Origin of the sequence: Roseobacter sp., assembly GCF_024639605.1 — a bacterium.
Classification (GTDB): Bacteria; Pseudomonadota; Alphaproteobacteria; order Rhodobacterales; family Rhodobacteraceae; genus Roseobacter.
On the sequence record NZ_JAHEHZ010000037.1, the window covers coordinates 1 to 23255 of the forward strand.

The window sequence follows — 23255 nt, forward strand, 5'->3', positions numbered from 1 at the left end:
AACCAAGCCGGAATGTCGTTGAAAACGGCATCCGGGCGCTGAAGGCGATCTGGCACCGCGGTGCGGTCGATGCCGATGGCAAAACCGGCGACGGTGCCGGCATCCACGTGCAGATACCAGCAAACTTCTTTTACGATCAGGTGCGCCGCACTGGCCATCAGCCGAAGACGGACCTGCTGATGGCGGTGGGGCAGGTATTTCTGCCGCGCACCAACTTTGCCGCACAGGAGACCTGCCGGACCATCGTGGAGACCGAGGTTCTGCGCATGGGCTATTATATTTACGGCTGGCGCCATGTGCCGGTGAACATCTCGGTGCTCGGTGAAAAGGCCAATGCGACACGGCCCGAAATCGAGCAGATCCTGATTTCCAATATCAAGGGCGTGGATGAGGAGACATTTGAACGCGAACTGTACGTGATCCGCCGGCGCATCGAAAAGGCAGCTCTCGCAGCCCAGGTACCAACGCTTTACATCGCCTCGATGTCCTGCCGGTCGATCATCTACAAGGGCATGATGCTGGCCCAGGACGTGGCCGAGTTCTACCCCGACCTGATGGACGAGCGGTTTGAGAGCGCCTTTGCGATCTATCACCAGCGCTATTCCACAAATACATTCCCGCAGTGGTGGCTGGCACAGCCCTTCCGGATGCTGGCTCACAACGGTGAGATCAACACGCTGCGCGGCAACCTGAACTGGATGAAAAGCCATGAGATCCGCATGGCGTCGTCAACCTTCGGCGACATGGCAGAGGACATCAAACCGATCGTAGCTGCCGGCTCGTCGGACAGTGCCGCCCTTGATGCGGTCTTTGAGGTACTGGTCCGCGCGGGGCGCAACGCGCCGATGGCCAAGACCATGCTCGTGCCCGAATCCTGGTCCAAGCAGGCCGTGGAACTGCCCCAGGCCTGGCGCGATATGTACTCCTACTGCAACTCGGTGATGGAGCCCTGGGACGGGCCCGCCGCCCTTGCAATGACCGACGGTCGCTGGGTCTGCGCGGGGCTGGACCGCAACGGTCTGCGCCCGATGCGGTATGTGGTGACGTCTGACAATATGCTCATCGCGGGCTCGGAGGCGGGCATGGTGCCGCTTGATGAGGCCAGGGTGGTGGAGAAGGGTGCTCTGGGCCCCGGACAGCTGCTGGCGGTCGATATGAAAAACGGTGGCCTCTTCCATGACACTGAGATCAAAGACAAACTTGCCGCCTCCCAGCCCTTTGGCGAATGGGTCGGCAAGATCAACGATCTCGACAGCGAGCTGGGCGGGGTGACCGAAAAGCCGCTGTTTACCGGTGGTGAGCTGCGCCGTCGTCAGGTGGCCGCAGGCTATTCGGTCGAAGAACTCGAGCAGATCCTCGCACCAATGGCCGAGGACGGCAAAGAGACGATTGCCTCGATGGGGGATGATACACCTTCTGCCGTGCTCTCGGGTCAGTACCGTCCGCTCAGCCACTTCTTCCGGCAGAACTTCAGCCAGGTGACGAACCCACCGATCGACAGTTTGCGTGAATTCCGCGTGATGAGCCTCAAGACGCGGTTCGGCAACCTCAAGAACGTGCTTGATGAGGACAGCAGCCAGACCGAGATCCTGACACTCGACAGCCCGTTCATCGGTAATTCGCAGTTTGAGGAGCTGAAAAAGCACTTCAACGCCGAGCTGGTGGAGATTGACTGTTCGTTTGAGACGGGCACGCTTTCTGCCGGTTTGCAGCGTATCCGCGCAGAGGCCGAAGACGCCGTGCGTTCGGGCGCGGGGCACATCGTGCTGACCGACCAGCACTCGGGCGAGGCACGTGTCGCTATGCCGATGATCCTCGCCACAAGTGCTGTGCACAGCCACCTGACGCGCAAGGGTCTGCGCACCTTTACTTCGCTCAACTTGCGGTCGGCGGAATGCGTCGATCCGCATTATTTCGCTGTGCTGATCGGATGCGGCGCGACGACGGTAAACGCCTATCTTGCCGAAGACAGCCTCGCCGACCGGATTGATCGGGGCCTGCTGGACGCCAGCCTCACAACGGCCATCGCGCGTTACCGGACAGCCATAGACCAGGGCCTTCTGAAGATCATGGCCAAAATGGGTATTTCGGTCATCTCGTCCTATCGCGGTGGGCTGAATTTCGAGGCCGTGGGCCTCAGCCGCGCGATGGTTGCGGAATATTTCCCCGGCATGACCAGCCGGATTTCGGGGATCGGCATCTGGGGTATCCAGCACAAAGCCGAGGAAGTGCACCGCAAGGGCTGGAGCGGCGACGGATCCGTTCTGCCGATCGGCGGCTTTTACAAGGCACGTACATCGGGCGAAACACACGCCTGGGAAGCGACATCAATGCACATGTTGCAGATGGCCTGCAACCGCGCTTCCTACGAGATGTGGAAGCAGTATTCTGCGAAGATGCAGAGCAATCCGCCGATTCATCTGCGCGACCTGCTGGACATCAAACCGCTGGGCAAACCGGTACCGATCGAAGAGGTCGAAAGCATCACTTCTATCCGCAAGCGGTTCGTCACGCCGGGCATGAGCCTTGGCGCGCTGAGCCCTGAGGCGCATAAGACGCTGAACGTTGCGATGAACCGCATCGGTGCGAAATCCGACAGCGGCGAGGGCGGCGAGGATCCGGCGCATTTTGTCCCCGAGCCCAACGGCGACAACCCATCGGCCAAGATCAAGCAGGTGGCCTCGGGGCGTTTCGGCGTGACGGCGGAATACCTCAACCAGTGTGAGGAGCTGGAAATCAAAGTGGCCCAGGGCGCCAAGCCCGGCGAGGGCGGACAACTGCCCGGCATGAAGGTAACAGACCTCATCGCCCGTCTGCGACATTCCACTAAAGGTGTAACCCTGATCAGTCCGCCGCCGCACCACGATATCTACTCCATCGAGGATCTGGCACAGCTGATCTATGATCTCAAACAGATCAACCCGCGCTGCAAGGTCACCGTCAAACTCGTGGCCTCCTCGGGTGTGGGCACGATCGCGGCAGGTGTGGCCAAGGCCAAGGCTGATATCATCCTGATCTCCGGCCACAACGGCGGCACAGGTGCCAGCCCAGCAACCTCAATCAAATACGCAGGCCTGCCGTGGGAGATGGGCCTCACCGAGGCGCATCAGGTGCTGGCGATGAACAACCTGCGCGAACGCGTGACGCTGCGTACCGACGGCGGGCTGCGCACCGGGCGCGATATCGTCATGGCGGCGATGATGGGGGCCGAGGAATATGGCATCGGCACCGCGGCACTCATCGCGATGGGCTGCATTATGGTGCGCCAGTGCCAGTCCAATACCTGCCCGGTGGGTGTGTGTACGCAGGACGAAAGCCTGCGCGCGAAATTCACCGGTAATGCGGATAAGGTCGTTAATCTTATCACCTTCTACGCCACAGAAGTGCGTGAGATTCTCGCACAGATCGGCGCGCGAAGTCTTGATGATGTAATCGGGCGCGCCGATCTGCTGGCGCAGGTCAGCCGCGGATCAGCGCATCTTGATGATCTGGATCTCAATCCGCTGCTGATTACCGTCGATGGCGCGGCTGAAATCGTTTATGACCGGTCCAAGGCGCGCAACCCGGTGCCTGATACGCTGGATGCTGAGATCGTGCGGGATGCGGCGCGCTTCCTTGAGGACGGCGAAAAGATGCAGCTTTCTTATGCGGTGCAGAACACGCACCGTACCGTGGGCACCCGCACGGCAAGCCATATCGTGAAAAAGTTCGGCATGAACAATGCGTTGCAACCCGATCACCTGACGGTCAAGCTCTCGGGCTCTGCCGGTCAGTCGCTGGGCGCTTTTGCGGCACCGGGGCTTAAACTGGAGGTGTCGGGCGATGCCAACGACTACGTGGGCAAGGGGCTCTCGGGCGGCATGATTGTCGTACGCCCGCCCATGGCCTCGCCGATCAAAGCCTGCGAAAATACGATCATCGGCAACACGGTGCTTTACGGTGCCACGGCGGGCTATCTCTTTGCCGCCGGACGGGCGGGCGAGCGATTTGCCGTGCGCAACTCCGGCGCAAATGTCGTGATCGAAGGCTGCGGCTCCAACGGGTGCGAGTACATGACCGGCGGTGTAGCTGTGATCCTCGGCGAGATCGGTGCCAACTTCGGTGCAGGAATGACTGGTGGCATGGCCTATCTTTATGACCCCGACGGTAAAGCGCGGCCCATGATGAATATGGAAACGCTGGTCATCTGCCCGGTCACGACAGATCACTGGCTGGGGCAGCTCGAAGAATTGCTCGAGATGCATCTGCGCGAAACCGGCAGCCGCCGGGTCGCGGATATCCTGCAACACTGGGACACCGAAAAGCGCAAGTTCCTGCAGATTTGTCCCAAAGAGATGCTGGATCATCTGCCCGATCCGCTGGGGATTGAAGACGCGGCCGTTCCTGCGGAATAATCGCCGCAGCTTTCGGTTCACAAGACGCCATGGCCCGCCTATACCCGGGCCATGGCGAAGCGGAAAACCACCCGTCGAAAGAAGAAAAGCCCCGGCGCACCGCAACTTTTTATAAAAGCGCTGCGGCGCTGGGTTTTTCGTATTTTGCTGGGCGGGTTCGTGGTGGCCGCACTCGTGATGGCCCTCGGTGTTTTTGTGGCGCCCTGGACCACGCCCTATATGTACGGCGAAAACCGCAGGCTGGGTGCCGTGAAATACGACTGGGTGCCGATGGCGCAGATCGCCCCGGTCATGGCGCGTGCGGCGGTGGCCGCCGAAGACGCAAATTTCTGCACCCACTGGGGTTTTGATGTGCGTGCCATCCAGGATGCGATCGAGGATGGCGGCAATCGTGGCGCCTCGACGATCAGCCAGCAGACGGTGAAAAACCTCTATCTCTGGCATGGGCGGAATTACACGCGCAAAGCGCTGGAGGCGCTGCTGACCCCGATGCTGGAACTGGTGTGGTCCAAAGAGCGGATTCTCGAAGTGTATCTCAACATTGCGGAGTTTGATGAAGGTGTGTTCGGCGTGGGCGCTGCCGCACCACATTATTTTGGTGTCCCGGCCAGCGATTTGTCTGATGTGCAGGCCGCGCGCCTTGCGGCGATCCTGCCTGATCCGAAGGGGCGCTCGGCGTCGAAGCCGTCGGACTTCGTCCGCAAGCGGGCGCAGCAGATCCTCTCAGGGGCGGCGACAATCAGCAAAGACGGCCGTTCGGCCTGTTTCCAGAGTTGAAAACGACCGTCTGAAAGGGCATTGAAGGTATAGCACCTGACAATCACGGATTCCGCCCGAATGGCCCGCCTGTTTCACGTCCCGCTCTCTCCTTTTTGTCGCAAAGTTCGTCTGAGCCTTGCGGAAAAGAAAATCGAGGTGGAACTGGTGGAGGAGAAATACTGGGAGGAAGACCCGGATTTCATGCGGCGCAACCCTGCGGGAAAGGTTCCGGTGCTGCGGCTTGACGGTGTGATGATGGCCGAGAGTGCCGCCATATGTGAGTATATCGAAGAGACCCGGCCCGAACCGCCGCTGCTGCCCAAAGACCCGATCGCCCGGCAGGAAGTGCGGCGTCTGGTGGGATGGTTTGATGACAAATTCCACAATGAGGTTACGTCAAGGCTGCTCTACGAGCGCGTGAATAAAAAGGTCATGGGTCAGGGGTATCCCGACAGCGGCAATGTGAAAGCCGGCGCCAAAGCCATCCGCTATCATCTCGATTATATGGCCTGGCTGCTCGATCACCGGCGCTGGCTTGCAGGTGATGCGATGACACTTGCGGATTTCGCCGCGGCTGCGCACTTCAGTTCGCTGGATTATATCTCCGACATCGACTGGAACCGCTCTGAGGTGGTAAAAGACTGGTATGCAAAGATAAAATCGCGTCCGGCCTTCCGGTCGATCCTCGCGGACCAGGTCTCGGGCTTTCCGCCGCCAAAGCATTACAATGACCTCGACTTCTGATGAGCTTCAGCCGGGATCTGCCGGTTGCCGGATCGCGGCGATGGGTTCGGGCAAGATGACGATATGCAGGCTCTGAAAGACCGGCTGGTCGCGCAGGCCCTCGAAGAAGGGTTCGTTGCCGCCGGTATCTGTCGCCCGGACGCGGTGCCTGAGGTGCCGGAGCGTCTCGCCGCATTTGTGGCAAAGGGCTATCACGGACAGATGGGATGGATGGCGGAGCGCATGCACTGGCGCGGCAACCCGGCAGCGCTCTGGCCTGAGGCGCGCTCAGTCATCATGCTGGCCGAAAGTTACGCACCTGACGAAGATCCGCTGTCGGTTCTGGGTCAGCCTGACCGGGGCGCGGTCTCGGTCTATGCCCGGGGCCGCGATTATCATGATGTGGTGAAAAAACGCCTCAAACGCCTGGCGCGCTGGCTGATCACGCAGCAAAACTGCGAGGTGAAAGTCTTTGTCGATACCGCCCCCGTGCCCGAAAAAGCACTGGCGCAGGCCGCCGGACTGGGTTGGCAGGGCAAACACACCAATCTGCTTAGCCGGGATTTTGGCAACTGGGTGTTTCTGAGTGCAATTTTCACAACACTCGATCTGCCGCCGGATGAGCCGCAGAAAGAACATTGCGGTTCCTGTCGTGCCTGTCTCGATATTTGCCCAACTGATGCTTTCCCGGCCCCCTGGCAACTCGATGCGACCCGCTGCATCTCCTATCTGACCATCGAACACAAAGGGCCGGTGCCCGAAAACCTGCGCCGCGGCATCGGCAACCGCATTTATGGCTGCGACGATTGTCTGGCGGTCTGTCCATGGAATAAATTCGCCGTCGCGGCACAGGACATCAGACTTCTGGCCCCCCCTGATCACACAGCGCCTGCGCTGGAAGACCTTGTGTCGCTGGACGATGCGGCGTTTCGCGCGATGTTCGCAGGCTCTGCGGTCAAACGCATCGGACGCGACCGGTTCGTGCGCAATGTGCTTTACGCGATCGGGAATTCCGGCCTTGCGGATCTCGCTCCGGTCGTGGCCGGCCTCACCGGGGATGCCGATGCGGCAGTGGCAGATGCGGCGCAATGGGCTTTGGCGGAACTGAACGCATGACGCGGAGGGACAGAACGATTTATCATGTGGTGCGAATAAAGATCTTGTCTGAGGTGTCCGGATGACGCTTTTACTGGGCGTCGATACCGGCGGGACTTTTACGGATGCGGTGCTGATCCGGGATGAAACTGAGGTTGTCTCCTCGGCCAAGGCGCTGACCACGCGCCATGATCTGGCGATCGGCATCGGTGAAGCGGTGCGCGCGGTGCTCGTGGCATCCGGAGAGAATGCCGGGGATGTCGCTATGGCATCGCTCTCCACGACGCTCGCGACAAACGCGCTGGTGGAAGGTCAGGGCGGGCGTATCGGGCTGATTTACATCGGCTTTCGGGCGCGGGATCTTGATGTACATGGTCTTTCAGAAGTGTTGCGCGGGGACCCGGTTCTGATCTGTGAGGGCGGGCACAATCATGCGGGCGGAGAGGCTGCGCCTCTTGATGAAAAGGCAATTGCAGATTTTCTGGAATTGCATGGTAAGGGGGTCAGCAGCTTCGCGGTGGCGGCACAGTTCGCTACACGCAACCCGGCGCATGAACTGCGCGCTGCTGAAATGATCGCCGCCGCGACCGGGCGTCCGGTGTCTGCGTCGCATCAGCTTTCGTCCCGCCTCAATGGTCCGAAGAGGGCGGTTACGGCGGTGCTGAACGCGCGGTTGATCGGTATGATTGAACGTCTGATCGGACGGGCAGAAGACATCCTGAAGCAGACCGGGATCAGCGCGCCCATGATGGTTGTGCGTGGTGACGGCGCGTTGATTTCCGCAGCCCAGGCGCGCGAGCGACCGATTGAGACGATCCTCAGCGGCCCCGCGGCCTCGATCGTTGGCGCACGCTGGCTGACGGGTGCTGAAAACGCGCTGGTCAGCGATATTGGCGGGACGACCACGGACATTGCCGTTTTGCGCGATGGTCTGCCCGCGATCGATCCGGCGGGCGCGCGTGTCGGACCTTACCGTACGATGGTTGAAGCGGTTGCTATGCGCACGACCGGCCTTGGCGGAGACAGCGAAGTTCACATCGTGGCTGAAGGCCTGAAAGGGGGGGTGCACCTCGGCCCCGGGCGTGTGGTACCGGTCTCTCTGCTGGCCGGAGAAGCGCCCGGGATCGTGCATGCGGCGCTTGATGCGCAGTTACGATCAACTGTTCCGGCAGAACATGACGGACGCTTCTTGCGCGCTGTGGCCGGGCAGCACGCCGAAGGTCTGGGTGCGCGGGAAACGGCACTGCTGGAACGGATCGGAACAGCCGTGCACCCGGCGGGCGATATTCTGCGCGCACGGCTTGAGCATGGCGCGCTGAAAAGGCTGGTGGAGAGGGGCCTCGTTCAGATCTGCGCGGTAACCGCATCAGATGCGAGCCATATCGTGGGCACCCTTGACGCATGGGATGCGGATGCCGCGCGCAAGGCGCTGATGCTCATGTCGCGGCGCCGCACGGGCAGCGGGAACGTTCTGGCACGTGGTGCGGAAGCGCTGGCCCGGATGATTATCGATCAGTTGACCCACCAGACCAGCGTCGCGCTGCTGAAATCCGCTCTGGCGGAAGAGGGAGAAGGTTTCGGACCGGCGCCTGAAGATCTTGCAGAACATGTTCTGATGCAGCGGGGCCTGAGCGGGCACCGGGGCCTGCTGCGTATCGATACCGGGCTGAACCTGCCTGTGGTGGGCCTCGGGGCTTCGGCGCACGCCTATTATCCGGCGGTCGGGGAACGCCTTGGGACCCGGATGATCCTCCCCGGTCATGGTGGTGTTGCGAATGCAATCGGTGCTGTTGCCGGACAGATAACCATGCGGCAAAGTGGTACTGTAACTTCTCCTGGCGAGGGCCGTTTCCGGATACACTCCGCCGGCGCGCCGAAAGATTTCACGGATCAGGAAACGGCGCTTTCCGCTCTGGAAACCCTGCTCCGGAGCGAGACCGAGACCCGCGCCCGGTTGGCGGGCGCTGTGGATATCCAGATGCGGGTGTCACGTGACATCCGAAGCGCCGATGTCGAGGCGCGCAGCGTTTTCGTCGAGGCGACGGTCACTGTGGAGGCGACAGGCCGGCCGCGTGTCGCCAGTGGCTGAGCCGCTTATGACGCCAGCCGCTGAGGTGGCCGCGTCGCTTCAATGCCTGCCCCGACATTGAACTCGGCTGTTATTCTGCCCAGCGAGGCGACCTCACTGGCAAGTGACTGCGTGGTGGTCCGGGTTTCCGTGAACATCGCGGCATTCTTCTGAGTATCGCTGTCGAGGTTCCCGATCGAATTAGTGATATCCGAGAGACCCCCGGACTGCTCAGCGGCTGCCGCTGCTATATCGTCCACCATCGTCGCAACCTCCGACACATACTGCTCGATTTCCGAGAGCGACTCTCCCGTCAGTGAGACAAGATTAACGCCCTCATCGACCTGCTCCGAGGATTTGGAGATCAGCCCGGCGATACGGGTTGCTGCCTCCGATGATCTTTGCGCCAGAGCGCGCACTTCCGAGGCCACGACGGCAAACCCGCGACCCGCGTCCCCTGCGCGCGCGGCCTCGACCCCGGCATTCAACGCGAGAAGATTAGTTTGAAACGCGATGTCGTCGATGACTGAAGTAATCGAAGAGATTTCAGAAGAGCCGGATGAGATTGCGTCCATTGCCGCCCGTGCCCGCGCCATAATATCCGTTCCGCTGGCGGCGCGGGATTTGGTTTTCCGGACCACGTCACTGGTTTTCTCCGCATTTTCAGCTGTCGATTTGACCGAGGCTGCCATCTGGGTAATGGCGGCTGCGGTTTCCTCCAGCGAGGCGGCCTGACTCTCGGCCCGGCTGCTAAGGCTTTCTGATGCCCGGGTGATTTCCGTGGTTCCGGCCTGAATTTCCTCTGTGGATTTCACCACACTGCTTACCAGTTCAAGCAACCGTTTCTGGGTCGCGTTGAAGTCCTGGCGCAGTTGCTCAAACTCGGTTGCAAAGGGCGTATCGAGAGACACTCCCAGATTACCCTCAGACAGTTCCGCAAGACCGCGGCGGATGTCGCCCACAGCACGCACGCGCGGTGTTATATCGACTGCGTATTTCACGACCTTTACCGGTTTGCCGGCGGGCCCGAACACCGGATTATACGTTGCCTGTATCCAGACATCAGAGCCGTCCTTGTGGCGCCGGCGAAAATCACCCTGATGAAATTTTCCTGCGCGCAGGACGTTCCAGTGCTTTTCGTACTCTTCCTGTTCAGCCTCGCCTTCGGGCATGAAGATGCTGTGATGCTTCCCCATCACCTCATCCAGCGAATAGCCCATAGCATCAAGAAACAGGTCATTGGCCTTGCGAATTTCCCCGTTCATATTGAATTCGATCACTGCCTGCACCCGTGAGATCGCGGTCACCTGGTCGCCGGCCTGCTCGCGTTCGGTGACATCGGTCGCGATCTTCATCACGGCGATCTGCCGCCCGTCTGAATCGAGTACAGCAGAATAAACGCACTGCAGCCACAAAAGCCGTCCGCCTTTTCCGAAACGACGGAAAACTCCCGATTGCAGTTCCCCGCCGCGGGCGTCCGACCAGAATTTCTCATATTCCGCAGTGCCCGCATAAGAGGGATGTACAAACATGCTGTGATGTTTACCGACCACCTCGTCACTGGTGTAACCCATGGCCTCCAGAAACCGGTCGTTTGCTTCGCGGACGGTGCCGTCGAGCTCAAATACAATTTTGGCCTGTTCGCGGGAGATTGCCTCGAACTGGCTGCGCGCGTTGCGCACCACGGTTTCGCGTTCGGTCACATCGCGGAACATTTTCACCATGCACGACGTGCCCTCGCAGGAGCACGGCACAGGCAGATAGGTCGCAGACAGCCATACCGGCCTGCCCGTACCGGTCACCCGGGGCACGATTTCCGAGCTCGTTTCCGCCTTGGCAATCGCATCCCAGAATTGCTTGTCGTGACGGTAGGGTTCGTCAAATTCGGCCAGAAACGCGTCGTGGTGCATGCCGATTGCCTGGTCTGGCTTATATTCCATTATTTCGCAGAATTTATCATTGGTCCGGGTGACCTTCCCGTCACCATCGAACCACACCATGGCGTGAGACCGTCCGAGCGCCTCAAAAAGTCCCTCGGCATCATTGTTTATCTCAGAAGTATCTTCGGTTCTGCGAGCGAAAAAGCGCATCTGTGTCTCCTGCAACAATGCGCGCTTGTATCTTACCGGGGATTAAGAACCTGTTTATTCGGATGATGACCGTTGCCGGCCACCGGACCAGCTTCAGTTGCACCCGCCTCCCGCCTCAGCGTGACGGCAGCGCCTCGGAAAGCGCTGCCGCCTGGGATCACTCCGCAGGCTCTGCGGAGACGGTGCGTTTCGGCAAAACCCAGCCGGGTCTCGGGAAGTGGCAGGTGTAGCCATTTGGGAACCGCTCAAGATAATCCTGATGCTCAGGTTCCGCTTCCCAGAACGGGCCCACAGGCTCCACTTCGGTCACAACCTTACCCGGCCAGAGCCCGGAGGCCTCAACATCAGATATTGTGTCCAGGGCCACCTGTTTCTGGTCCTCGTCGACATAGTAAATCGCCGAGCGATAGCTGAGCCCGATGTCATTGCCCTGGCGGTTCGGCGTTGTCGGGTCATGTATCTGGAAAAACAGCTCAAGCAGATTGCGGAAGCTGGTCACCTCCGGATCAAAAATCACTTCTATGCCTTCGGCGTGGGTGCCGTGGTTGCGATAGGTCGCGTTCGGCACATCACCGCCGGTATAGCCCACACGTGTTGAAATCACACCCGGCCGGTTGCGAATGAGGTCCTGCATGCCCCAGAAGCAGCCGCCGGCAAGTACTGCGCGTTGATGGCTCATGCCACATCCTCCACCTGACTGATATAATCGCCGTAGCCCATCGCTTCCATATCATCGCGATGCACAAACCGCAGTGATGCCGAATTGATGCAATAGCGCAAGCCGCCACGATCACGGGGGCCGTCGGGAAAAACATGGCCCAGGTGGCTGTCGCCGTGCGTGGAGCGCACCTCGGTTCGGATCATTCCCAGGGTGCTGTCGCGCAGTTCCTGCACATGCGCCGGCTCGATGGGTTTGGTAAAACTGGGCCAGCCACAGCCGCTCTCGTATTTATCCGCAGAGGCAAAAAGCGGCTCGCCGGACACGATGTCGACATAGATGCCAGGCTCTTTGTTGCCCAGCAGCTTGCCGGTGCCGGGGCGTTCGGTACCGTTCTGCTGGGTCACGCGAAATTCCTCGAGTGACAGCTTTTTCAGGGCTTCGTCGGTCTTTTTATACTCGGGCATATGATGCTCCTTTCCCTTTGCAGTGAAAGATATGGTGCCGTGCGCGAATGAAAAGAGGAAACTCTGCGACCTGTGATCACGTGTCTGCGTACAAAGACGCTCTATATTGCCACCCAACAGCAGGAGAGGATGATAATGAAACTTCTGAGCATCATAGCAGTGAGCCTTTTTTCCGCCACCACAGCACTGGCGGGGATGGGCCCGCACGTCTTCACGAACATCGATGGCGGCAGCCATAATACTGCCGACTGGGCAGGACAGCCCGTGCTGGTCGTCAACACCGCTTCGCAATGCGGCTTTACTTACCAGTATGACGGGTTGCAGGCGCTCTATGACAAGTACCGGGATCAGGGTCTTGTGGTACTCGCCGTTCCGTCTGATGATTTCAATCAGGAACTGGCGAGCGGCGAAGAAGTCAAAGAGTTCTGTGAGCTGAATTTTGCCCTCGATCTGCCAATGACAGATATTACCCGTGTCAGAGGCAAAAGCGCGCATCCCTTCTACAAAGACCTGCGCGCTGATAGCGGATTTGTGCCGCGCTGGAATTTCAACAAGGTGCTGATCGGCCCGGACGGGTCGGTTGCGGGCACCTGGGGGTCGGGCACAAAACCGATGTCGGGTGATATCACGGGTGCGATTGAGGCTTTGCTGAACGGGTCGTGAATGCCATTCTGCTCCCGGGGAGGAACATGGACATGGCACAGGACAAGTCACCCGGGCTGGACGCAGCCTATGCGCTGAAAACGCCCGACGACAACCGCGCGCTTTATGCCGGCTGGGCTGAGACCTATGACGAGACCTTTGCCGCGGCAATGGATTTTCTGATGCCGGGCCACGTCGTGCGGATCTTTTCCGACCTGGGCGGCGCGGGCCCCGTTCTGGATGCGGGTGCCGGGACCGGTCAGGTCGCAGCAGCCTTCGACGCGCAGGGTCTCAGGGACATCGACGCCGTGGATCTTTCGCCGGAGATGCTGGATGTGGCGCGCGGCAAGGGGCTTTACCGCCATCGCCTCGTCGCAGATCTGACGCAGCCACTGCCGCTTGAGAGCGGCATTTATAACGGCGTGGTAAGCTCGGGTACGTTCACCCACGGACATGTGGGCCCGGAGGCGCTGGATGAGCTGATGCGGGTCGCAGCCCCGGGCGCACTCTTTGTGCTGACCGTTAAGACAGAGCACTTTGAAGAGCGTGGTTTTGACGCGAAATTTTCAGGTTTCGGCGAGGCAATCCGCGATTTCAAAAAGTTCAGCCTGCCAATTTACGGCCCGGCGGCGCAAGGACCGCACCGCAGCGACGAGGGTCTCGTGGTCAGCTTCCGCAAAGTCTGAGCGCGCGATTATTCCGTGTTCCGCCAGACCAGCTTTGCTGTACCGCCTTCGAGACCCGGGCTGATGCCATAAGCCGCCCTGTAGCTTTTGGAGAAATGCGACAGAGAGCGAAAGCCGCAGGCCACACAGACGTCGGTTACGGAAAAGTCGGTCTGGCGCAGAAGATCGCGCGCTTTGGCCAGACGAAGGCGCAGGTAGTACCGCTTTGGTGAGCTGCCCATATAGCGGGCGAAGAGCCGTTCCAGTTGTCGCGTCGACAGCCCGATCAGATCGCATATTTCATCCGGCGACATGGGATCTTCGATGTTGTTGGTCATGATCTGCAGGGCCAGCGCGAGTTTCTGATTACGGACCCGGGGCCGGGTTATGAGTGCCACCCTTTGGGCATGATCGGGCAGTCGCGGGTTGGTATAAACCATCTGATCGGCGACCCATGTCGCCAGATCAGCACCGTAATCGGTCCTGATCCGGTCGAGCATCATATCCATCGATGCAGCCCCGCCCGCCGTTGTGAAAACCCGTCCGTCATTGGAAAATATATTATCCTCCATAATCACATCAGGCAAAATTTCAGTGAGGGCTGCGCGGTATTCCCAGTGCGTTGTCACCCGCTTGCCCGAAATCAGCCCGGCCAGGGCGAGCACATAGGTGCCCGAGGACAGGGCACCGAAATCCATGCCCCGCCGCACCTCGCGTCTGAGCCAGCTCAGCAACTTTTTCGAAGTATTGCGGCCGACATCCTCGCCCGCGCAGATGACAAGTGTTTCATCGCGTGCAAGCTCTGTCAGGGGCCCGTCAGTTGCCGTGGTCACACCGTTATAGGCCGCGACCGGCTCGCCGGTCTCTGAAAGCACCCGCCAGGTGTAGAACGGACCACCTGTCGGGTAACGGTTCGCAAGGCTCAGCGCTTCGAGCGCACAGGCAAAGCCCAGTTGCGAAAAGCCGGGGATCAGGACAAACGCATAGGATTTCGGGCCGGCCGCCGGTGTCATGGCACTGTCTTTCGCGGATCTCACTGCCGGATGCTAGCGCGGGCAACGCCTGGATCCTGTGCGGTTTACGACGCTCTTTGTCGTGAAATCTGCACCGCCAGGATGCCAAGTGCGATGATCGCGACCCCGATGATATCCCGCCCGCCAAGCGGTTCAGACAGCAGGAGCGCCGCCACAGCCACCCCCAGAAACGGATTGAGAAAGTGAAATGTCGCAGCCCGCGTGGCCCCGATCCGGTTGACCAGCCAGAACCAGACAAAGGTCGCGGCCAGCCCGGGCACGATGGTCGTATAAGCAAAGGCCGCCGCCAGCTCCCAGGTCGGGTTGAGGCGCGGGGTTTCGAAAAGAAGCGTTGCAAGGCCGCAGGCGACACAGCCCACCAGCATCTGCAACCCGACGATCATCAGGAAATTTCCGCCCGAGGTGGCCCCCCGCACCGAGAGCGTGGCAATCGTGAGGGCCACCACACCAATGCCGCAGAGTATCAGACCGGTGATGTCCACGCTGCCGTTGATGCGCGCGCCCATGATCAGCGCCACACCCGCCACCCCGGCAATCAGGCCGGCGATGCCCAGAGGCCGCAGGCGTTCGCCCAGAAACATCCAACCGGCAAGCGCGACCAGCAATGGCATCGTCGAGGCGATGATCGCCGCCACGGAGGCCTGGATGGTCTGCATGGCAACGAAATTGAGGCCCAGATAGACGGCATTCTGCAGCACGCCGAAGATCACGGTCGCGCGCCACTGCGCGGGCGTCAGACGCCATGACTGGCCAAGGGCCAGCGCTATACCGACGCCGAGGCACCCCGAGATGAGATAGCGCAGGGTCAGCGCAGCCATGGGCGAAGCATCTGCCACGATGATCCGCGCGGAGGTAAAGGCCGACGACCACATCATTGCAAAGGCGAGCCCCATCAGTATCGCGCGAATGTCCATGAGATGCCTTTGATTTCCCGCCTGCCTGTCGCCGGACAGTCGGCCAGATCGCAGATGCGCGCAAGAGGTATGCGGCCCCCGGTTTCAGCCGGAAACCGCGACAGGTGCAGGGCAAAGAGCGAACCTGCGACCGGGTGAAAGGGAGACGGTCGACGCGGGCGCAATGAAGAACTGCTTCTGGCCCGGACCTACTGGTTTGGACTTTTGGCGAGAACAGTCGGAACGGTGCGTGTTTTTCGACTTCTCGTGATGGCGATCGCACCAAGCACAAGGGCGCAGGCGATGGCCTGGGGTGATGTGATCGCCTCGCCGAATGCAAAAATTCCGACAGCGAACATGGTTGGCAGTTCCACGCTCCCGACAACCGCAGTCCGGGAGGTGCCAATGACAGGCGAGCAAACGGTGTAAATGAGTTGCGGGACAAGCGCTGTAATCAGGCCAATTCCGACGATCAACAGCCAGTCAGACCGGTTTCCGGGGAGCAATTCAGCAATGTCAGACCTTAAAACGAGCGGTGCAAGGCCCAGTATCGAGCCCACCGAAACTGAGGCGATGCGTGCAAGGGGTGCGATCCGGGACAGTTTGTGCACCAGCACGCAAATCCCGAAACCGAAACCGCATGGCGCTGCGAGTGACATCACCAAGAGTGGCAACTGTTCGATAGGGACAGAGGCCGGTGATCCCGCGATAATCGCCGCCAGCACGATCAGGCCAGACGCTATTGACGCACGCCGCGTGGGGGCATCGGCAAACAAGGCCCGGGCGATGACAATCGTGAATACCGGATAAGTCATGTAAAGCACGCCCACGGTGGACGCAGGTAACGTTTTCAAAGCCGTTACATACCCTATCCATCCAAGCCCCATAACAGCTCCGGCGGAAAGGCCCCAGACGATCTCCCGCCATGCTTTCCGGTGCGTGAAGAGAAGAGGGCACAGCACAACTGCAGCGACGATGTAGCGATAAAATGCGACGGCATAGGGCGCCACGCCTTGTTCAGTCAGTCCCCGGCTGAAGTAAGGAACCAGCCCAAAACAGATTGATGCGAAAAACACTCCCATCACCGCGACCGGGTATGGAACCGCTGGCCGGGATTCAGTGGAAGCTGCTGTCATTCGGTACGGCTATCATGCGTCCGGCATGGTGTCCCGCGATACTTGCCGAGTATCAGCTTTGTCCGGCCGTACCGCGCTCTGATTGATCAGATCAACCGCACCGGCACACTAAAAAAGGGCCACCCGAAGGTGACCCTTTGACAGGTAGCATGTACCGGGATTAACCGTTCACGCTGTCTTTCAGCGCTTTTGCAATGGTCATCTTGACCACTTTGTCAGCGTCTTTCTTGAACTGTTCGCCGGTCGCAGGGTTGCGGACCATGCGCTCGGGCCGCTCGCGGCAGTAGATTTTGCCAACGCCGGGGAGTGTCACAGCACCGCCACCGGATACTTCACGGGTGATCAGCGAGCACACCGCATCCAGTGCAGCGCTTGCGGATTTCTTGTCTGTGTCCATCTCTTCGGCCAGTGCGGCGACGAGCTGGGTTTTTGTCATTGGTTTGGTTGCCATCTTATTATCTCCTTCGCTGCCCGATCAGTAGGGCCTCATGCATCGAATCTATCCGGATGTTGTGTAAGAACACAACGATTAGTAGTGCATATTAAGGAAAAACATGCGTTTTTTAACGGATTTTCGCCTGTTTTCCCGGGTCAGAGGAATGCAGTCTCCTCAAACGAGCGCAATTTCCTGCTGTGGATGCGTTCCAGCGGCATGTTCCGCAGGTGCTCCATAGCGCAGATTCCGATCATCAGATGCCGCGCGACCTGTGTTTTATAGAAGTCAGAGGCCATTCCGGGCAGCTTCAGTTCGCCGTGCAGCGGCTTGTCGGAGACACACAGAAGCGTGCCGTAGGGCACCCGGAACCGGAACCCGTTGGCGGCGATTGTGGCACTTTCCATATCGAGCGCCACAGCCCGCGACTGGCTCAGCCGCTGCACCGGTCCGCGCTGGTCGCGCAGCTCCCAGTTCCGGTTATCAAGGCTCGCCACCGTGCCGGTGCGCATGATCCGCTTCAGATCGTACCCTTCGAGTTCGGTGATCTTTGCCACCGACTGCTCAAGTGCGATCTGAATCTCGGCCAGCGCCGGGATCGGCACCCAAAGCGGCAGATCATCATCGAGCACCTTATCCTCGCGCAGATAGGCGTGCGCGAGTACGAAATCTCCGAGCTGCTGGCTGTTGCGCAGCCCCGCACAGTGGCCGACCATCAGCCAGGCATGCGGACGCAGCACGGCGATGTGGTCCGTTGCGGTTTTGGCGTTTGACGGCCCCACGCCGATGTTCACCAGCGTAATCCCCGAGCCATCGGAGCGCTTGAGGTGATAGGTGGGCATCTGCGGTGTCCTGGCGGTCTCCGCCAGCGGCGCATCCGCATCGGTGATCTCGGCGTTGCCGGTCGAGACAAAGGACGTGTAACCTGACTGAGGGTCACGCAGCTGCGTTCGGGCATAAGCCTCGAACTCGGAGACATAAAAGTGGTAGTTGGTGAAGAGCACGTGGTTCTGGAAATGCTCCGGGTCTGTGGCCGTGTAATGCGACAGCCGCGCCAGAGAATAGTCCACCCGCTGCGCTGTGAACGGGGCCAGCGGGCCGATACCGTCCTCGCTGTTGAGTGTGCCGTTCACGATGTCATCGTTGGTGGTGCTCAGGTCCGGCACGTCAAAGAAATCGCGCAGGGTAAAGTCTGCAGCACCTTCCTGTGGCACTGTCGTGCCGGCATCGCTGGCCACGGCAAAATGAACGGGCATCGGCGTGTCGGAGACGCCGACGATCACCGGCTGGCCGTGGTTCTGGATCAGCAGACCGATCTGTTGTGTGAGATAGGCGCGAAAGAGATCCGGACGCGATATGGTCGCAGCATAAGTACCCGGCGCGGAGACATGGCCAAAACTGAGTCGGGTGTCGACCTGCGCATAGCTTGAGGTTGTCAGCGACACCTGCGGATAAAAAGCGCGGACCCTGCCCGATGGCGCACCGTTTGCCATTGCCTCCATGAAATGCTCACAGAGAAATTCAGTGGCTTGCGCATATAGCTCTTCAAGCCGCGCAACGGCGGCCTTTGCATCGTCGAAGGCTTCGGGGGCCGCACTCTGCGGTGTCAGGATATCGCTCATGAGACGGGTTCCAGTACGGGAATGAATTCAAAAGTGCGCACATCCACCAGCCCCAGATCGGAAATCCGCAACTCCGGGATGACCACGAGAGCCAGCAGCGAATGCTGCATATAGGCATTGTTGAGCGTGCAGCCGCAGTCGCGCATGGCCTGCATCATCCGCCCGGTCCTTGCCGCAACTTCCGATGCGGGGCTGTCGGACATCAGGCCAGCCACCGGCAGTTCCACCAGCGCGCGTTCCTCGCCATCCCTGAAGATCACGATACCGCCACCGACCTCGCCCAGCCGGTTCGCTGCCATCGCCATATGCGCGGCATCGGTGCCCACGACGATCATATGGTGACTGTCGTGCGCCACGGTTGAGGCCATGGCCATAGGCCCCTCATAACCGAAGCCCGACACAAAAGCGTTCGTCACCTGGCCCGTGGCGCGGTGACGTTCAACAAGAGCAATCTGACAGACCTCACCTGTGGCCTGCACACGGCCCTCGGTTACGGGAAGCTCGAATTTCAGCGCCCTGGTCGGCGCCTGGTTCTCGACGACACCGATGACATTGGCCGTCACAGCATTGGCCCCTGCGGGCGCTTCGATCCCGAAATCTTCCGCTCCCAGCTCTTTGCCCATACGGACCGTCCGGCGCGCCGAATCCGGCCAGTCGTAATGCGGGCAGTCCACGAGGCATTCGCCGTCGCGCGCCACGATCTGACCGCGCGCCATTACCAGCTCAACGGGCAGGGTTTTCAGATCTGACGTCAGGATCACATCCGCCCGCCGGCCCGGGGTCAGCGAGCCGATCTCGCGCTCCAGACCGAAGTGTGTGGCCGTGTTGATCGTCGCCATCTGCAGCGCCACCACCGGGTCACAGCCGCAATCAATCGCATGGCGCACGACCCGGTTCATGTGCCCGTCATTCACCAGCGTTCCGGAATGGCAGTCATCCGTGCAGAGGATCATATTGCGCGGATCGAGCCCCTTTTCGGTGATTGCGGTGATCTGGCTTTCCACGTCGTACCAGGCAGAGCCGAGACGGATCATCGACCGCATCCCCTGGCGCATCCGGGCCACGGCATCCGCCTCGCAGGTGCCTTCGTGATCATCCGCAGGCCCGCCCGCGACGTAACCGGCAAAGGCCTGCCCGAGATCGGGCGAGGCATAGTGCCCGCCCACGGTTTTACCCGCGTTCTGCGTCGCAGCGATCTCAGCCAGCATCTTCGGGTCGGCGTTTGAGACGCCGGGAAAATTCATCATCTCTCCCAGACCGATGATCCCGGGCCAGGACATCGCCTCGGCCACATCCTCAGGCGAGATCTCATAGCCGGTAGTTTCCATGCCCGGCGCCGAGGGTGCACAGGAGGGCATCTGCGTAAAGATATTCACCGGCTGCATCAGCGCCTCGTCATGCATCATGCGCACACCCTCAAGACCCAGCACATTGGCGATCTCATGCGGGTCGGTGAACATCGACGTTGTGCCATGCGGAATAACTGCACGGGCAAATTCCGCAGGCGTCAGCATGCCGCTTTCGATATGCATGTGCCCGTCACAAAGCCCGGGGATCATGAAACGCCCCCGCGCGTCGATCACCTCAGTCCCGGGCCCTGTGCAATAGCCGGCATCAGGCACGACACAGGCAATGCGGCCGGCTACAATAGCGATGTCGTGTGCGTCGAGAATCTCGCGGGTATGGACATTGACCCATTTGCCACCTTTGATGACGGTGTCCGCAGGCGTTCTGCCGGTGGCCGTTGCGATCAGCTGTTCTGCCACATCGGGCCAGGCGGGGAAGGGTGTGTGCGACATATCCTTGCCTGACACGTGTGCTGGCAAGGTTCAAGCGGGGAGGGCGCAAATGGAATACGAAACCGTCACGGCAGAGGATTTCGGCAAATCTTTGCGGGGCATCGGGATCAATCTGCTGGTGCGCGACGTGCGCAGAACCGCGCGGTTTCTGGAAACCGTCTTTGAGACCGGCATTCACCGGCTGAGCGACGATTTTGCGATCGTGACCTGTCAGGGCGGAATATTTCAGCTGCACAGCGATGGCACCTATCATGCTAATCCTCTGCTGGGGCTCCTGCCTGAAAACCCGCCGCGCGGGGCCGGTGTCGAAATCCGGTTTTACGGAACCGACCCTGATGCGGCGACGGCCCGCGCAGAGGCCGCGGGCGCCATGGTGCTGCAGGCACCGACAGACAAACCGCACGGGCTGCGCGAGGCGTATATTCTGTGCGACGACGGATACGCATGGGTCCCGAGCCGGCCGCTCTGAGGGAACCGGCGGGGCTGCCGGCGGGTTGGACCGCACCTGAAACAGACAAAATAGCGGCCCCCTTTGAAAATCCCTTCCTCCCTTACATACAGCCCTGATACCGGACCGGGCATCCGGCGCCGTCGCTATGGCAAGGGTTTTGGCTATGTTGCCCCCGACGGATCAACGATCGGCGACAAGAATGAACGCGTGCGCCTGAGTGCTCTGGGGATCCCGCCAGCATGGGAGGACGTCTGGATTTCACCGGACCCCGACGGGCACCTGCAGGCCACAGGCCGGGATGCGCGCGGGCGCAAACAGTACCGGTATCACCCCGAATGGACGGCCTGGCGGGACCGTGCCAAATATGATCGCCTGGCGGATTTCGGAGAGATGCTGCCGCGCATCCGGCGGCGCATCCTTTCGGACCTCAAAGAGGACACCGGCGACAGGGTCTGTGCCGTGGCAAGTGTGCTGGCCCTGATCGACAGGCTGTCGATGCGCGTAGGGCATCCGGCCTATAGTCGTGAGAACAACAGCTTCGGGGCGACGACGCTGCGCCGCCGGCATCTGGAGCTGGACGGCGATACAATGATCCTGCGCTACCGGGCCAAGGGCGGCAAAAAGGTGGTGCGGCGGGTGCGCGACAGCACGCTCAACCGCACGCTGACGCGACACGGGTATCTGCCGGGACCTGCACTGGTGAGCTGGCTGAGTGACGGCGGCGAGGCGCACAGGGTGACCTCGGACGAGGTTAACGCCACAATTGCCGAGATTACCGGCGACAGCCGCATGACCGCGCGCACCTTCCGGACCTGGAACGGCAGTGCGGCGGCGCTTGAGTCGGCCCTCGCGCTGGAAAAACCGACAATCCGTGCCGTGTCGGAGGCTGCAGCTGAGCGTCTGCACAACACCCACACCATCGCTCGCAACAGCTATATCCACCCCGATGTGATCGCTCTGACCGACGTTTCGTCCGACGTGCGGGACAGGCTCGCGCGGGAGGCACCGGAGAAAACCGGATTGCGCCGTGCGGAAGAACAGCTCCTGCACCTGCTTGGCGGTTCGGCCTGAGCGGATTTTTATGGCGCCGGCCCCGAACCCGTGCTTGGATAACAGTACGGCAATCAGGGAGCGTGCAGATGGACGGGAACGACACACGGCTGAATATGGATCACTGGCAGGAACGCGTGGATCTTGCAGCAGCCTTTCGCTGGACCGTCCGGCTCAATATGCACGAAGCGGTCGCCAACCATTTCAGCCTCGCCATCAACGAGGACGGCACACGCTTTCTGATGAACCCCAACCAGGTGCATTTTTCGCGCATAAAAGCCAGCGACCTGATTGTGGTGGATGCCAATGATCCCGATACGCTGAAGGGCCCGGATGCGCCGGACCCCACCGCCTGGGGTCTGCACGGCGGGCTGCACCGGCACTGTCCGCATGCGCGCTGTGCAATGCATGTGCATTCGCCTTATGCTACGGCGCTGGCCTCACTCGCAGACAGTCGTCTGCCGCCGGTTGATCAGAACGCCTGCATCTTTTTCAACCGTTATGTGATCGACGAAAGCTATGGTGGCCTTGCGTTTGAGGATGAGGGTGAGCGCTGTGCGCAGCTTTTTGATGATCCGAAGAAGAAGGTCATGATCATGGGCAACCACGGCATCATGATCATCGGCGATACAGTTGCCGATACCTTCAACCGGATGTTCTACTTCGAACGCGCCTGCCAGACCTATATGCTGGCGCTGCAGACCGGCCAGACGCTGCGGATACTCTCTGACGAGGTGGCCGAGAAAACGGCGCAGGAAATTGAAAACTACCCGGAACAGGATGCCCGCCACCTGGCGGAACTCAAAGCAATCCTCGATGAAGAAGGAAGCACCTATGCCAGCTGATGCGGAAGCGCGCGAGGCAGGGCGCTGGAATTTCCGGCCCGCCACGCCACTGGCGCAGAACCCGCTTTTTCAGTGGCCAATGCGACCGCGCGCGATCCTGCAGTGGTACAGCGCCTACTGGCTTGAGGTCTCGACCACGACACTCTGTCTTGTGCTGTCCCTCGTTGTCTATTTCGCCGTTTTGCCGGAACTTGCGCAGATGCAGGTGCTGGCCTGGGGTTGGGTGGCAAAGGTATGGCTGGCCAATCTGGTGCCGCAGATCGCCTGCGCGGGCACCCTTCATTACTGGCTGATCATGCGCAAAGGACAGGGTGACAGGACGAAATACGACCCGCGCGATCAGACGCGCAGCAACGGAACCTATACCTTCGGGCATCAGGTATATGACAATATGTTCTGGCACATCGCCAGTGGCATAACGCTCTGGACGG

General features: G+C 60.4%; 19 protein-coding genes and 1 pseudogene. 11 read left to right on the forward strand and 9 right to left on the reverse strand.

What is annotated here, in order from left to right:
- The 5 genes from gltB to Q0M35_RS06950 all read left to right on the forward strand — a co-directional run.
- Positions 1-4394: glutamate synthase large subunit (gltB, locus tag Q0M35_RS06930; RefSeq protein ID WP_295313538.1), on the forward strand; the 4394-nt coding region annotated here is incomplete at its 5' end.
- Positions 4395-4445: 51 nt separating this feature from the next.
- The gene (mtgA, locus tag Q0M35_RS06935) at positions 4446-5171 is read left to right on the forward strand and encodes a monofunctional biosynthetic peptidoglycan transglycosylase (protein WP_295313540.1); all 726 of its coding nucleotides are present in this window, start codon (positions 4446-4448) and stop codon (positions 5169-5171) included.
- Between the two features lie 60 nt (positions 5172-5231).
- Positions 5232-5897 carry a glutathione S-transferase family protein gene (locus tag Q0M35_RS06940; RefSeq protein ID WP_295313543.1) on the forward strand — a complete coding sequence of 222 codons (666 nt, stop codon included), beginning with the start codon at positions 5232-5234 and terminating at the stop codon, positions 5895-5897.
- A 63-nt stretch (positions 5898-5960) separates the two neighbouring features.
- Entirely contained in the window at positions 5961-6992 is a 1032-nt protein-coding gene (gene queG / locus Q0M35_RS06945; RefSeq protein ID WP_295313545.1) for a tRNA epoxyqueuosine(34) reductase QueG, read from the forward strand.
- A gap of 61 nt (positions 6993-7053) precedes the next feature.
- Positions 7054-9060, forward strand: coding sequence for a hydantoinase/oxoprolinase family protein (locus Q0M35_RS06950; RefSeq protein WP_295313547.1), 2007 nt, complete (start codon positions 7054-7056; stop codon positions 9058-9060).
- Positions 9061-9065: 5 nt separating this feature from the next.
- On the opposite strand, the gene Q0M35_RS06955 is transcribed toward Q0M35_RS06950, so the two are convergent.
- From Q0M35_RS06955 to msrB, 3 genes are all read right to left on the reverse strand, one after another.
- Entirely contained in the window at positions 9066-11129 is a 2064-nt protein-coding gene (locus Q0M35_RS06955) for a PAS domain S-box protein (protein ID WP_295313549.1), read from the reverse strand.
- Positions 11130-11286: 157 nt separating this feature from the next.
- On the reverse strand, positions 11287-11808 hold the full coding sequence (gene msrA / locus Q0M35_RS06960) for a peptide-methionine (S)-S-oxide reductase MsrA (RefSeq protein WP_295313551.1): 522 nt from the start codon (positions 11806-11808) through the stop codon (positions 11287-11289).
- Positions 11805-12254 carry a peptide-methionine (R)-S-oxide reductase MsrB gene (gene msrB, locus Q0M35_RS06965; protein WP_295313553.1) on the reverse strand — a complete coding sequence of 150 codons (450 nt, stop codon included), beginning with the start codon at positions 12252-12254 and terminating at the stop codon, positions 11805-11807. Before msrB ends, msrA begins: the two co-directional genes overlap by 4 nt.
- A gap of 195 nt (positions 12255-12449) precedes the next feature.
- Here msrB and Q0M35_RS06970 point away from each other — a divergent pair, with 195 nt between their 5' ends.
- Positions 12450-12917, forward strand: a complete 468-nt coding sequence (locus tag Q0M35_RS06970; protein WP_295313580.1) for a glutathione peroxidase — start codon at positions 12450-12452, stop codon at positions 12915-12917.
- Between the two features lie 32 nt (positions 12918-12949).
- Positions 12950-13582, forward strand: coding sequence for a class I SAM-dependent methyltransferase (locus Q0M35_RS06975; RefSeq protein WP_295313555.1), 633 nt, complete (start codon positions 12950-12952; stop codon positions 13580-13582).
- An 8-nt stretch (positions 13583-13590) separates the two neighbouring features.
- Here Q0M35_RS06975 and Q0M35_RS06980 read toward each other — a convergent pair whose 3' ends face one another.
- The 6 genes from Q0M35_RS06980 to ade all read right to left on the reverse strand — a co-directional run bounded on the left by Q0M35_RS06980 (position 13591) and on the right by ade (position 20478).
- A complete protein-coding gene (locus Q0M35_RS06980) occupies positions 13591-14574 on the reverse strand; it encodes a GlxA family transcriptional regulator (protein WP_295313557.1) in 984 nt (327 codons plus the stop codon).
- Between the two features lie 65 nt (positions 14575-14639).
- Complete coding sequence (locus Q0M35_RS06985; RefSeq protein ID WP_295313559.1) at positions 14640-15509, reverse strand: DMT family transporter; 870 nt, start codon at positions 15507-15509, stop codon at positions 14640-14642.
- 188 nt (positions 15510-15697) lie between these two features.
- Positions 15698-16624: a DMT family transporter gene (locus Q0M35_RS06990; RefSeq protein ID WP_295313561.1), complete on the reverse strand. Its 927-nt coding sequence runs from the start codon at positions 16622-16624 to the stop codon at positions 15698-15700.
- A gap of 160 nt (positions 16625-16784) precedes the next feature.
- Positions 16785-17075 carry an HU family DNA-binding protein gene (locus Q0M35_RS06995; RefSeq protein ID WP_169642149.1) on the reverse strand — a complete coding sequence of 97 codons (291 nt, stop codon included), beginning with the start codon at positions 17073-17075 and terminating at the stop codon, positions 16785-16787.
- A 140-nt stretch (positions 17076-17215) separates the two neighbouring features.
- Complete coding sequence (locus tag Q0M35_RS07000; RefSeq protein WP_295313565.1) at positions 17216-18679, reverse strand: AMP nucleosidase; 1464 nt, start codon at positions 18677-18679, stop codon at positions 17216-17218.
- Positions 18676-20478: an adenine deaminase gene (gene ade, locus Q0M35_RS07005; RefSeq protein WP_295313567.1), complete on the reverse strand. Its 1803-nt coding sequence runs from the start codon at positions 20476-20478 to the stop codon at positions 18676-18678. Before ade ends, Q0M35_RS07000 begins: the two co-directional genes overlap by 4 nt.
- 49 nt (positions 20479-20527) lie before the next feature.
- On the opposite strand from ade, the gene Q0M35_RS07010 reads away from it, so the two are divergent.
- The 4 genes and pseudogenes from Q0M35_RS07010 to Q0M35_RS07025 all read left to right on the forward strand — a co-directional run.
- Positions 20528-20947 carry a glyoxalase gene (locus Q0M35_RS07010; protein WP_295313569.1) on the forward strand — a complete coding sequence of 140 codons (420 nt, stop codon included), beginning with the start codon at positions 20528-20530 and terminating at the stop codon, positions 20945-20947.
- 63 nt (positions 20948-21010) lie between these two features.
- A complete protein-coding gene (locus Q0M35_RS07015; protein WP_295313571.1) occupies positions 21011-22000 on the forward strand; it encodes a DNA topoisomerase IB in 990 nt (329 codons plus the stop codon).
- Between the two features lie 68 nt (positions 22001-22068).
- Positions 22069-22824, forward strand: a complete 756-nt coding sequence (locus Q0M35_RS07020) for a class II aldolase and adducin N-terminal domain-containing protein (RefSeq protein WP_295313573.1) — start codon at positions 22069-22071, stop codon at positions 22822-22824.
- Positions 22814-23255 (forward strand): annotated as a pseudogene (locus Q0M35_RS07025) (sterol desaturase family protein); the annotation flags it as partial. The gene Q0M35_RS07020 and the pseudogene Q0M35_RS07025, both read left to right, overlap by 11 nt.